This is a genomic window from Consotaella salsifontis (genome assembly GCF_900167365.1).
Classification (GTDB): domain Bacteria; phylum Pseudomonadota; class Alphaproteobacteria; order Rhizobiales; family Rhizobiaceae; genus Consotaella; species Consotaella salsifontis.
In genome coordinates, this window is record NZ_FUXL01000003.1 from 22,944 (window position 1) to 34,923 (window position 11,980).

An 11,980-nucleotide genomic window follows, 5' to 3' on the forward strand; every position below is an offset into this window, starting at 1 on the left:
TCAGCCGGGTGCAGGTCCTTCGCCGTCGAACAGGGCAAGCCTGTCGAGGGGGCTGACCACGGCTCGCAGCATGCGTGTGGCGACCTTGGCGTAGAGCGCGGTCGTATTGAGCTTGGCGTGCCCCAGCAGAACCTGGATGACGCGGATGTCGACGCCGTCTTCCAGAAGGTGGGTGGCGAAGGAATGGCGTAACGTATGGGGACCGACCCTTTTGGGAATCTCCGCCGCTCGAGCCGCGTCCACCACGATGCGGTGAAGCTGCCGGGTCGAGATCGGCCGTGTCCAGGTCTGGCCGGGGAACAGCAGCCGTCACGATGCAAGACGCCTTGTCGGTGCCCCTCGATCCACCATTGCCGCAGGAGGGCAAGAAGATCGGCCGACAGCATGGCGTTGCGATCGCGGCCACCCTTACCGTGTTCGATGCGCAGGATCATGCGGGTGGAGTCGACGTCAGCCACCTTCAGGGCTGCGACCTCGGCGACACGCAAGCCCGCGCCGTAGGCGACCGAGAGAGCCGCCAGATGCTTGAGGCAGACTGTCGCGCCGAGCAGGCGACGCACCTCGTCCGGGCTCAGGACATCGGGCAGTTGGCGCGGGTGATGGAGACGCACCAGCTTGCGAGCGAGATCGGGCCGGTCGATCGTATGAACGAAGAAGAAGCGCAGCGCCGAGACAACGGCGTTAATGGTCGGTACGCCGAGGCCGGCCTCCTGCTGGACGATCTGGAACCAGCACAGGTCGTCGGCGGTCTCTGTGTCTGGTGAACGCCCAAGGAATGTCGCCAGGCGCCCAATATCGCGGAAGTAGTTGCGCTGCGTCTCGCGCGGGAAGCGCCGCAGGTCCATCTCATCGATCAGGCGCTGGCGCAACGGGCTGACCGGTGCTGCGGGAACGAGAAAGGTCGTCATTTGGGAGGCTCCGTTCGGTTGAAGGGAGCCAAATCGTCCGCCCATGCCGGCCAACGCTCAATCAGACCATGACGCTCATATCAGGCCGCACATGACGAAGCCGCCGCCCATCCCGCGCCAGCGGGTTCGTTCTACGGCCCAAATCTTCCGTCCCGAAGCGATGCGGAGAAGTTTTCCGCTGCAGCCACCTCATCGAAGTGCAAGGCGCGACGACCGTTGAATACGACCCGCCCCCACTCAAGGCGGCCCATTCCTCGGAATCCCCTTCGACGCCGCTCTCGCGGGCTCCTTGCGATATTGCTCGGCCCACGCTTCCAAGTCAGGTAAAGCGTAGCGCACATAACGGCCGAACTTGTAAAACGCTGGACCGTCGCCGAGCGAACGATAGCATTCGAGCGTGTGAGCTTCCAACGAGAGATAGAGGGCGGCCGCCTCGGTATCGACGAAGCGGATTGGACCAGGATCTCGAGAAAACACGGCACGGCTGATGATTTCAGCTGTTGGCCAGCGGCGCTGAGGATTTTCCTTAGCCATTGGCGGCGGTTCCCTTGCTGGATTTCCGCCCGGCATTTGCTGGCGGCAGTGTTCGTTCCTTATCTTTCCGATGACGATATGGGCGGTAATTCCCAAGGCTCGTGCGGCTTGGAGCAACAGCTTCAACCGAAGACGGCTTCGCTTGCCCGCTTGGTCCCTCAACTAGCCGGCCTTTCGCTGTCTCTGCCGGTACGGCCAAGACAATCTCCCGGCGTCTTGCCGCGACGGCTTCGGCAGCGGCCCGGAGCGGATTGTCCTCATTGTGGACGTAGCGCATGAACATCTGGACGGTTTTGTGGGCCGTCAACGCCATGCCGACCTTCACCGGCACGCCCGAGTTGGCGATATCCGTTGCCGCGCGATGCCGGATGCCGTGGGTGCCCACATGCGGCACACCTGCGCGTTCGAGGATGCGCCTCCAGCCGGCGTGATAGGTACCCTCCGTCATCGGTTTTTCGGGGTCAAAGATTGCCGGGCAGACGTAGGGCGAATTTTCGATGCGAGGCGCTTGGGAGAGCAGGCGGTGGCCTTCCTCGCTGAGGGGCTTGGTCATGTCGCCGGTCTTGCTATCGGGCCAGGTGACCCGACGGCTCTCGAAATCGACCCAGTCCCAGCGGAGGTTGAGGATCTCGGACATGCGGGCTGCGAACTCGAACTGGAGACGGATGGCCAGCGTCAGAATTGGATGCTCGAGCCCTTCGGCATCGGCGCGGTTGAGATAGACGTATAGCTTGCGCAGCTCATCGTCCGTAATGAAGCGGGTCTCACCCTTCTCTGGATATTTTTGGACGTGCCGGCACGGGTTGGATCCGTCTGGACGATATCCCCAAACCTCGGCGAGATTGAACATCTTGCGCAGGCAGGCAAGGGTGCGGTTAGCGATGATCGGGCGATCCGACATCCCGCTCATCATCGCGAAGACGTCGGCGCGCGTGACGTCCGGAACCTTCAGCTTTCCCAGACGGGGAAGAATGTGGTTCTTGATGTTCATCTGGTTCGTTTCGACCGTGCTCGGCTTGTTGTGGTGCTTCGAGTAGTCCTCGATGAACCGATCGCAGAGTTCCTTCACCGTCGGCGCCGCCCTCATGGCCGTGCGTTCTGAACTTGGGTCATTGCCGATACGGACGTCCGCCAGCCAATCCTGCGCGATCTTCCTGGCCTGCTCGACGGTCAATTCACCGTACCGGCCGATCGACGGCTTGCGGCGGATCCCGGATCGCGTCTGATAGTTGAGCATGAAGACCTTCCGTCCAGCGGGCGTGACCTTCACCATGAAGCCGGGTATGAGCGTATCGCGGAGATCGTAGTCGCGTTCCTTCGGGCTCGCGGCCTCGACCGCCGACTTGGTGAGTTTGAGCTTGGGCATTTTCCACCTCCTGAGAGGCTGGAACCAGGTGCGATATAGGTGCAACTAGGGATCCAACCGTAGCGTACAACCGGCTGGAACGGGAACCCGGATCAGAGATGAAAGTCCATACGGATCAGTCTCTTATCGGGTTCTAGCGTATGGCCGGATACACAACGGATAGCCTATTTTGGCGCGCTCAAAATCCAGTTCTGGTGACAGAGTGTCGGTTCGATTCCGACCACCCGCACCAATCGAGACCAATACTCCTCTTCAGACAAAGCTTGTCGAGATATCATGGTCACGAGCATGGACCCGCGCGGCGCAAAAGGCTTGGCACGATAAGCAGCGTGGGCGCCGATGCGGTCTTCGCCAGCGCCACCGGAACGCGTGTTCGTCATTTGCCGTTCCGGATTGAGGACTTCCTCGCAACAAGCTGAAGGTTCGATCGATGGCGATCCATTCAGATCAACGGCACTCGGTCGCTAGACCCATGTGCTGCTCGGCGGCCGTCTTCGTGGCGGTCCTTCTGGCGAACCGTGAAGCACCCGCCGCGCCGCCCGATAAACTCGATCAATGGCGCGAGCAGGCCCTGGAGTTGGTCAACGAGGATCGCAAGGGCGAGGGGCGCGAGGCTCTTACGCTCGGCGATGCGCTCGACGAAGCGGCGCAGTTTCATGCGAACGACATGGCCAAGCGCAACTACTATTCCCACACCTCGCCGGAGGGGAACGACGTCCAGGATCGCTTCATCGACGTCGGCGGCAGTCGCTGGGAACTAGTAGAGGAAAACATCGCCCGCTGCTCCGGGTGCCGGCCGCCCATCACCGCCGAAACGATCCGCGAGCTTGAGAAGGGCTGGATGAACAGCCCACATCATCGCGAGAACATCCTGCGCCAAGGGATCAGCCGCTTCGGCTTCGGCATCGTCCTTGATGACAAGGACGGCCTCTACGCCGTGCAGACCTTCGCCGGCCCCGGCACGCCGCGTGGATCGGAGGCGGACGAGGCGCCGAAGGTCCTGACGTCCGACGAGATTTCCGCAAGAGCCGCGCAACTTCTCAATCAGGCGCGGAAGAAGGAGGATGTCGGTACGTTCGAAGTGAGCGCCGCTCTGACCGAGGTCGCGCAGTCGCTCATGCCTGATCCAGCATCTGAGAACCTATCCTTGAGCACCGGCGGGGGCCTCTTGGAGGCGCTGCCCGCCAACCAACGGACCAAGTGGCGGTCGCTGTCGGTTGTCTCCGCCGCCTGCGGCGGATGCGGAACCCGCCCGACGCTGGAAGATCTGCGCTCGTTCCGTCGGCAATGGCTCGACAACCCGCAATACAGCCAGCGACTGCTCGATTCAAAGATCAGCGCGATCGGCTTCGCGCTCCAAACCACGGGATCGGGGCGCAAGGTCGCCGTGCTGGTACTGGGGCAGCCCCGCTAGTCAGCGGCGACCGTGTTGCGCGACGTCGGCAACCTTCTCCATTCTTTCTGATGCGCTGGAGACTTCATGCGCTCCAGCGGAGATGGTCGCCGGCTTTTGCAGAGCCTTGCTCAGGCTTGTCGCCCGACGCCGCTGGCGCCGGGCGGTTCTGCCGGAAACGGCGGGACGCCTAAACGCCTCATCGTCCCCCGCTCTGCTCGGCAGCCTGTTCGCCACCCTGTTTGCGCAGCGCCGACACGCTGTCCGCCGTGACCGCACCGGCGTTGTTCGACCAGCCCTGCCGCACGAAGGTCGCCAGCGCCGCAACCTCGTCATCCGACAGCCTGTCGGCGAAGCCCGGCATTCTGAGGCGGTACGGGCGCTTTGCGGTCGAGGGGAGTTCGGCGCCGTTCAGGATGACGCTGATCAAGCCTGTCGCGTTCTGCGAATTCACCAGCGAGTTGCCGTCGAGTGGCGGAAAGACCTCGCTCGCCCCTTTTCCGTCGTTGAAGTGGCAGGCGTTGCAGTTATCGAGATAAAGGCGTGGTCCCAGCGCCATCCCTGGATCGGCCGATGCCAAGAGCTTTGATGTGTCGTTCTCACTCGTCGCGGGCGTCGGCGTGCCGGCCGGCGATTTGTCGCCCGAGGATGCTGGCGCTGAGGACTCCGGCGCCGGTCCGTTCGTTCCGATCCTGCGCAGGTAGGCGACGACGGCGGCCATGTCATCGTCGGTGAAATATTGCAGAGAATCCTCGACGACGAGCGTCATCTCGCCGGTCACGGCCTGATGGGCGTTGCGGCCGGTGGCCAGGAACAACGCGAGCTGCTCGGCGTCCCAGCTCTGCGGAGCGCTTGCGCCGCTGCGCAGGTTCGGCGCTGACCAACCGGCGATTTCGCCGCCGGTCAGGAAGGCGTCGTCTGCCGCCGTATAGCCGGCCTGGGCAAAAAGGTCGTTGCGAGGAGAATGGCAGGCCCCGCAATGGCCCGGCCCCTGGACGAGATAGGCGCCGCGATTCAACTGATCGTCTTGGAACGGTGGCACGAACTGCGCATCCGGCAGGGCGACCCAGTTCCAGGCCCGGATTCCCCAGCGCTGATTGAAGGGGAAGTCGAGCTTCGTTTCCGTGACCTGATTGTTCACCGGCTTCAGTTCGTCGTGGAAGTAATGATAGAGCGCGCGAACATCTTCCTCGCTGAGCTTGCGATAGTTCGCATACGGCATGGCGGGATAAAGATGCGCCCCGTCCTTGCGGATGCCGTCGTAAAGCGCGGCGCGGAACTCGTCGAGCGTGTAGCTGCCGATGCCGGTCTCGTTGTCGGGCGTGATGTTGGACGAATAGATGATGCCGAACGGGCTCTCGATCGGCCGTCCTCCGGCGAAGGGCTTGCCGCCCTCGGCGGTGTGGCAGGCGGCGCAGTCGGCAAGGCGCATGGCGTAGGCGCCCGCACCGTCGGGGACCTGATAGTCTGCGGCGAGCGCGGTCTTCGGGCCCGTCGTCTGGACCGGCACAAAGATGAAGGCGAGGAGGGCGATCACCCCGACGACCACGAGGGCGGCAAGGATTTTCAAGAAGGTTCTCATCGTTCGGCCCTCCTCACATCAGGGGCCGCGGGTTCGGCAGATAGTCCGTCCGGATCGCGTGTGCCGCCCAATAGGCCAGGGCGCCCACCGCGCCCGTCGGATTGTACTGGATGTTCTGCGGAAAGGCGCTGGCGCCCATGACGAAGACGTTGTGCTTGTCCCAGGCCTGCAGATAGCGGTTGATGGCGGAGTGCGCCGGATCGGTGCCCATGATCGCGCCGCCGACATTGTGCGTCGTCTGATAGGGACGCACGTCGTACATCGCGCCTTCGCTCTTGTAGCTCGATTGCCAGCTTTGGGCCCCCATCGTCCCGGCGATCTCCTCGATGCGGGAGCGCATGAACTGGGTCATGCGGATGTCGTTCGGCTTCCAGTTGAAGGTCATCCGCATCAACGGGCGGCCGTGCCGGTCCTTGTAGGTCGGATCAAGATCGAGATAGCAGTCCCGGTAGCTCATGTTCGAACCGTGGCTGCCGATCGACATGGCGTGGCCGTACCATTCCTGCACGCCCTTCTTCCATCCGGCACCCCAGGAGGGCGTGCCGCGCGGCATAGAGATGCCGCGTATCGGCTGGCCATTGGTCGTGCCCGACACGATGTAGCTGCCGCCGATGAAGCCTTCCTTGGCGAAGTCGATCTGGCTGATCGCGAAATCGTCGATCACCATACCGTTGGAGCCCGCTCCGACGAACGGGTTGAACTCCTTGTCGGGGAAGAACAGCGTGGTGCCCCCGTTCATCTGGTAGGCGTAGTTCTTGCCGGTCACACCCTGTCCGGAGTTTGGATCGTAGGGCTGGCCGATCCCCGACAGGAGCATCAGGTGCACGTTGTGCAGGGAATAGGCCGCCAAGATCACCATATCGGCGGGCTGGAACACCTCTTCCCCGGCGCTCTCGTCCCAATAGGTGACGCCGGTTGCGGTCTTGCGATCATCCGCCAGCTCGACGCGCAGCACCTCCGAATTAACCCGGTACTGGAAGTTCGGCTTGCGCTTCAGGGCGTCGAGCACGCAAGTCTGCGGCGACGACTTGGAATAGTTGAGGCAACCGTAGCGCTCGCAGAAGCCACAGAAATTGCAGGGGCCGAGCTGCATTCCATAAGGATTGGTGTAGGCCTGCGAGGCGTTGCCGGCGGGGCGCGGAAACGGGTGATAGCCCATGTCGCGCGCGGCCTTGGCGAACATCTCGGCGTCCAGAGTATGAGGCAACGGCGGCAGCGGATAGTCGCGGCTGCGCGGTGCCTCGAACGGGTTGCCGCCTTCGATGATCTTGCCGTTGATGTTGCCCGCTTGGCCCGAGATGCCGGCAATGTACTCGAACCGGTCGAAATAGGGTTCCAGCTCCTCGTAGGTGACGCCCCAGTCCTCGATGGTCATATCTTCGGGGATGATGTCGAGGCCGAAGTTCTCCTTGATATGGCTGCGCAGGATGAATTCCTCGCGCATCGGGCGCCATGTTTGCCCGTTCCAATGAACGCCAGCGCCGCCGACGCCGTCCCCCGGCAGGAAGGAGCCCAGATGCCGGTAGGGCAACGCCGTCTCGTCGAGTGTCCGGCGGATGGTGAGCGTCGAGTTCTTGGGTCGCTGAAAGAGTTCGTAGCGGATGCCGTAGCGCAGCTCGTCGGCGATCTTGGGATATTCGAAGTCGGGAACCGTCTTGCGGTCTTCGCCGCGCTCCAGGGCGAGGATCTCCAGGCCTTCGTCGGCCAGCTCCATGCCGAGAATCGCGCCAGTCCAGCCCAGCCCGACGATGACGACATCCTTGCGAGGATCGGTGCGTGCCATGCCTCAGGCCCTCTCGCCGGAGATGGAGACGGGGCCGAGCTTGTAGGGCACGTCCCACTTGTCAGCCCACTCGCGGTAGGCGGCTCGGGCGCCAGGGAAGCCGATATGGAGCCAACCCTGCATCTGATAGTTGCCGCCATACTGCGGATCGGCGAAGTAGCCCTCCTTCGTGTTCTGCAAGAGCAGCGAGAAGAAGTTTCGCAGTTCAGGCGCAAGATTGAGTTCTCCGCCACCTCCCGATGCGACGGCGACCTCGCTGGTCGCCGACCCTGAGGACTCGGCCACTTCCCCCTTCGGGGCCTGACCTGGTTGGGTCTTTCCACCTTCCAGAGTCCGCAACGCCTCGTCCTGTTGGGCGGCTTCGAGATCCGCGAACCCACCGCCATAGCGTTGCTGGCACCAGCCGTTGAATGCCTCAATGCCTTTGCGATAGATCTGCGCCGGTGGCAAAGGGGACTGGAAGCCGAGTTCGGCCGGAGCGTCGGGTTGGTACGGCCCCTCCATGTACCAGTCGGCCGCCTGGCCGAACGGCCCGGCCATCTGCAGATCGATGAATACCGGCACGCGCGCCTCGATGGCACCGGGACCGTTCCCATCCGACGGAATCAGCCGCGCTGTCGCCGCCAGAATGAATGCCCATTCCTCAGCCGTGAAGAACTTCCTGTCGTAATCCTGCAACGACACGGGTTCGCCGTCCTGCGCATGGGCCGGATCATAGAAAGCCCATGTCAATGCGCCTGCGGCCGTGCCCTGTAGCACGAAGCGTCTGGTGGGCATCCATGGATCATGGGACATCGGTGTCTCCTTATCAGTCCCCGACGGAGGGGCTTGGCTGTCGGGGATGGTGCGAAACGTCTGCGGAAACCGGCGCCTCGCTGCGGCAATCGTGGAAGAAGAGTCCTGGAGCACCGTTCCGCATGATTGGGCGCGCGTCACACCGGGATCTGTTGCCTTCGTTCCGCCATAAAAAACTAGAGCCGATCGCTTGATCAGCAAGCCTTTCGTTCGCGAGCTAAAGGAGTCGCGGTCGAATGCGGAGCGACGGGTCGGCGGGTGTCGGTCGCGCCCATCATCGCAAAGCGGCTCCCGACACGCTGAGGGCGGATTCTGGAGGCGATCTCATCAAAGCCGAGCGGCCTTGAAGACGGCTTGCCGGCCCTTCCGCCTTGTGACAATTTTCGGGGCTGCAGTCTTCTTGAGGTCGGTCGTTGCGGCGGCTCGCCCCTCCCTCTTTTACGGATTCTCCCGCTCGATGACCCGCGTTACCATCGTTCAAACCGGCTCCGTCAAACCCGATTTGGAGCCGCGCCACGGCACCTATCCGCAGATGTTCGAACGGATGCTGCGAAGCGTTTCGCCGGACGTGGCGATCGATGTCGTCTCGGTCATCGATGGAGAGCGCTTGCCCGAGCCTCAGGCGATCGAGGCCGCGATCATCACCGGCTCGGCCTATGGCGTCTACGACGACATCGATTGGATGGAGCCGCTCATGGATTTCATCCGAAAGGTCTACGTTGCCCATAAACCGATGGTCGGCGTCTGCTTTGGCCATCAAGCCATCGCGCAGGCCATGGGCGGCACCGTGACGAAGTCGGAGAAAGGCTGGGGCATCGGCCGTCATGTCTACAACGTCGTGGAGGATAATGGCCTGATCGCCGAGCGCGACCTCGCCATCGCCTGTTCTCACCAGGATCAGGTGGTGGTGCCGCCGCCGGAGGCGCGAGTGTTTCTTTCCTCGGAGTTTACGCCCTATGCCGGCCTTCTCTACGGCAATGGCAAGGTGATGAGCGTTCAGCCTCATCCGGAATTCACCGCCGATTACGCTCTGGCGCTATGCGAGTCGCGGCGGGGCATCGCCCCCGAGACGCTGATCGAAGAGGCGGAACGGTCGCTTGATCTTCCTTCGGATCGCGCGATCCTGGCACGGGCCATCACCCAGTTTCTCGGCGCGGCGGACTGACGAAAAAGGCAACTCAGCCGCCCGACGCGTCGAAAGTATCGCGCAGAAGAGATTCATGATTCGTTGGCGTTGCAACTGTACCTTCCTGATGAAACGGCGAGGGTGGGCTTCGCCGTGAACGCCATCTGCGTTCGCCGCGCATCAGACTGCACGGCGCGGACGCAAGCCAGGGGATGGTATCGTGAAGCTTCGTCCCGGTTCTCTCTCTGCCAAGCTGATGCTGATCGCGGGAGGCACGATCTCCATCATCATGATCGTCGCGATCGGCCTGCTCGTCGCCAACGCGCGGCGGAACACCGAGCGGCTACTGCTTGAAAGCGCTCAGTCGCAAGCCGAGGTCGTCGCCGGAAAGATCACCGCCGAGCTTGCCGAAGCCGCTTCGGCCGCCAAGAGCATGACGGGAGCGATCGCCGCCGCCCAGCAGACCGGCATGCGTGACCGGCAGACGATCATCAATATGCTGAAGAGCAACGTCGACAACTATCCGAATATCTTCGGCAGCTGGATGGCCGAGCGGCCAAGGGCCCTCGACGGCCGCACGGGGGGAGAGGCATCCGGCTTCGCCGGCTCCAACAAGGATGGCGTGTTCGCGCCGTACTGGACGAAGAGCGCGTCCGGCGGGGTCGACTACTCGACCTTCAACGTCGACTATGACGCCCCGTGGTATAAATTGGCTTCGGCCTCGGGCAAGGGTGCCATCACCGAGCCCTATATCGCCTCGGAAGTCAAAGTGCTGATGTCCTCCATCGCCTATCCGATCATCGTCGGCGGCAAGGAGCTGGGCGTCGGTGGCGTGGATATCAGCCTCGCGTCCCTCCAACAGAGCCTGGAAGCGCTTCACCCGCTCGGCGACGGACGTGTCTTCCTCGTCTCGGGCAGCGGCAACTGGCTCGTGGCGCCCGATGCCGGGTTGAGAATGAAGCCCATGGAGGGCAGCGACGCGAATGCGGTTCGTGAGGCCATGAAGGCAGTCACGCCGCGCGTCGTCGGCGACCTTGTCGACGGGCAGGGGGTGGCCGTCACGCGGGTCGTTCTGCCGTTCGCTGTGCCCGATCTTCAGCAGACATGGGCCACCATCGTTGAAATTCCGACGGCCACGCTCGAAGCGCCGGCTCGAGCTGAAGCGAAGATGCTGATCATCGGCGGCATTGTCAGTCTGGTCACGATCCTCGCCGCGCTGTGGCTCGCCACCACGTTCATCGTCAAGCGGCCACTCGCCATGTTGCAGACCTCGGTCGATCGCCTCGGGCAGCAGGACTACGCGACGGAGGTCTCCAACCAGATCCGCGGCGACGAGATCGGCCGCTTTGCCCGCGCCCTGGAGAGCTTCCGCCACGCGCTTGCAAGCGGCCGGGAGGCGGAACAATTGGCCGAGAAGGAGCGCCAGCAGGCGGAGCGGCAAAGAGGCGCCAACGAAGCCGAGCGTGCCGCCAACGCCGAGGAACAGGGCCAGGTTGTCGCTGCGGTCGGTAAAGCGCTTTCGGCGCTTGCCGATGGTGATCTCACCCACAAGCTCGATCGCGCCTTCCCGCCGGCCTACGAAGCTCTTCGGCACGACTTTAATCGCACCGTCGAGCGGCTTCGGGAAACCATCGGCATGGTGCGCAAGGCGGTTGCCGGCATCGACAGTGGCAGCGAGGAAATCGCCAGCGCCTCGCAGGATTTGGCGCGGCGCACCGAAGGCCAAGCGGCGAGCCTCGAGGAAACCGCTGCCGCGCTCAACGAAATCACGGCGCGGGTGCGCGAAAGCGCCGATCTCGCCAAGGCGGTTGCCGGCGCGGTGCGCGACGCGCGCCAGGATGCCGAGCGCTCGGGAGAAATCGTCCACAACACGATCGAGGCCATGAACCAGATTTCGGCCTCCTCGGACGAGATTGGCAAGATCATCGGCGTGATCGACGATATCGCCTTCCAGACCAACCTTCTCGCCTTGAACGCGGGGGTCGAGGCAGCGCGCGCCGGAGAGGCCGGCAAGGGCTTTGCCGTGGTCGCCACCGAGGTGCGCGCTCTCGCCCAGCGCTCGGCCGATGCGGCCAAACAGATCAAGACGCTGATTTCCTCCTCGGCGCATCAGGTGCATAGCGGCGTCGAGCTGGTGGGGCTAGCCGGCCAGGCGCTGGAAAGGATCGCGGAGCAGGTGACGGCGATGGACGGCCGTGTCCAGTCCATCGCCGAGACAGCCAAAGGCCAGGCGGTCGGGCTGGGAGAGGTGAACGTCGCCGTCGGCCAGATGGATCAGGTGACGCAGCAGAACGCCGCCATGGTGGAAGAGGCAACCGCCGCCAGCCAGACCCTGCGCCAGGAAGCGGAGGCGCTGTCGCGGCTGGTTGCCGCCTTCAAAACGGCTGACGGGGCGGGAGGGTTTGCGTCATCTGCTCGCCGAAACAGCCTGCGCGCGGCCTAAAGGATCTTCAGTCGGTCTTTGAGGGACGCTGAATTGAAGGCAAAGCCGGG

Annotated in this window: 8 protein-coding genes and 1 pseudogene; 3 read left to right on the plus strand and 6 right to left on the minus strand. The window is 63.3% G+C overall.

Features of this window, described 5'->3' with window-relative positions:
* The 3 genes and pseudogenes from B5D38_RS22780 to B5D38_RS04310 all read right to left on the minus strand — a co-directional run bounded on the left by B5D38_RS22780 (window position 1) and on the right by B5D38_RS04310 (window position 2,808).
* Window positions 1-908, minus strand: a pseudogene (locus tag B5D38_RS22780) (tyrosine-type recombinase/integrase).
* Between the two features lie 237 nt (window positions 909-1,145).
* Window positions 1,146-1,442, minus strand: coding sequence for a MerR family transcriptional regulator (locus tag B5D38_RS04305; RefSeq protein ID WP_116002579.1), 297 nt, complete (start codon window positions 1,440-1,442; stop codon window positions 1,146-1,148).
* Window positions 1,435-2,808: a tyrosine-type recombinase/integrase gene (locus tag B5D38_RS04310; RefSeq protein WP_078707158.1), complete on the minus strand. Its 1,374-nt coding sequence runs from the start codon at window positions 2,806-2,808 to the stop codon at window positions 1,435-1,437. Before B5D38_RS04310 ends, B5D38_RS04305 begins: the two co-directional genes overlap by 8 nt.
* Window positions 2,809-3,238: 430 nt before the next feature.
* Here B5D38_RS04310 and B5D38_RS04315 point away from each other — a divergent pair, with 430 nt between their 5' ends.
* Window positions 3,239-4,222 carry a CAP domain-containing protein gene (locus B5D38_RS04315; protein ID WP_078707159.1) on the plus strand — a complete coding sequence of 328 codons (984 nt, stop codon included), beginning with the start codon at window positions 3,239-3,241 and terminating at the stop codon, window positions 4,220-4,222.
* A gap of 178 nt (window positions 4,223-4,400) precedes the next feature.
* Here the strand turns inward: B5D38_RS04315 and B5D38_RS04320 are convergent, their stop codons facing one another.
* Genes B5D38_RS04320 through B5D38_RS04330 form a run of 3 tightly spaced genes read right to left on the minus strand, consistent with a single transcriptional unit; the run spans window position 4,401 to window position 8,361 of the window.
* Complete coding sequence (locus tag B5D38_RS04320; protein WP_078707160.1) at window positions 4,401-5,783, minus strand: cytochrome c; 1,383 nt, start codon at window positions 5,781-5,783, stop codon at window positions 4,401-4,403.
* A 13-nt stretch (window positions 5,784-5,796) separates the two neighbouring features.
* Window positions 5,797-7,566: a GMC family oxidoreductase gene (locus tag B5D38_RS04325; protein ID WP_078707161.1), complete on the minus strand. Its 1,770-nt coding sequence runs from the start codon at window positions 7,564-7,566 to the stop codon at window positions 5,797-5,799.
* Between the two features lie 3 nt (window positions 7,567-7,569).
* Complete coding sequence (locus B5D38_RS04330; protein ID WP_078707162.1) at window positions 7,570-8,361, minus strand: gluconate 2-dehydrogenase subunit 3 family protein; 792 nt, start codon at window positions 8,359-8,361, stop codon at window positions 7,570-7,572.
* 457 nt (window positions 8,362-8,818) lie between these two features.
* Here B5D38_RS04330 and B5D38_RS04335 point away from each other — a divergent pair, with 457 nt between their 5' ends.
* Window positions 8,819-9,526, plus strand: coding sequence for a type 1 glutamine amidotransferase (locus tag B5D38_RS04335; RefSeq protein WP_078707519.1), 708 nt, complete (start codon window positions 8,819-8,821; stop codon window positions 9,524-9,526).
* Between the two features lie 181 nt (window positions 9,527-9,707).
* Window positions 9,708-11,930, plus strand: a complete 2,223-nt coding sequence (locus B5D38_RS04340; RefSeq protein ID WP_131829863.1) for a methyl-accepting chemotaxis protein — start codon at window positions 9,708-9,710, stop codon at window positions 11,928-11,930.
* Window positions 11,931-11,980: the final 50 nt, after the last annotated feature.

What these genes read in the sequence shown, in the direction of transcription:
- B5D38_RS04305 (WP_116002579.1), bottom strand. Translation starts at nt 1,442, where the DNA reads ATGGCTAAGGAAAATCCTCAGCGCCGCTGGCCAACAGCTGAAATCATC.
- B5D38_RS04310 (WP_078707158.1), bottom strand. Translation starts at nt 2,808, where the DNA reads ATGCCCAAGCTCAAACTCACCAAGTCGGCGGTCGAGGCCGCGAGCCCG.
- B5D38_RS04315 (WP_078707159.1), top strand. Translation starts at nt 3,239, where the DNA reads ATGGCGATCCATTCAGATCAACGGCACTCGGTCGCTAGACCCATGTGC.
- B5D38_RS04320 (WP_078707160.1), bottom strand. Translation starts at nt 5,783, where the DNA reads ATGAGAACCTTCTTGAAAATCCTTGCCGCCCTCGTGGTCGTCGGGGTG.
- B5D38_RS04325 (WP_078707161.1), bottom strand. Translation starts at nt 7,566, where the DNA reads ATGGCACGCACCGATCCTCGCAAGGATGTCGTCATCGTCGGGCTGGGC.
- B5D38_RS04330 (WP_078707162.1), bottom strand. Translation starts at nt 8,361, where the DNA reads ATGTCCCATGATCCATGGATGCCCACCAGACGCTTCGTGCTACAGGGC.
- B5D38_RS04335 (WP_078707519.1), top strand. Translation starts at nt 8,819, where the DNA reads ATGACCCGCGTTACCATCGTTCAAACCGGCTCCGTCAAACCCGATTTG.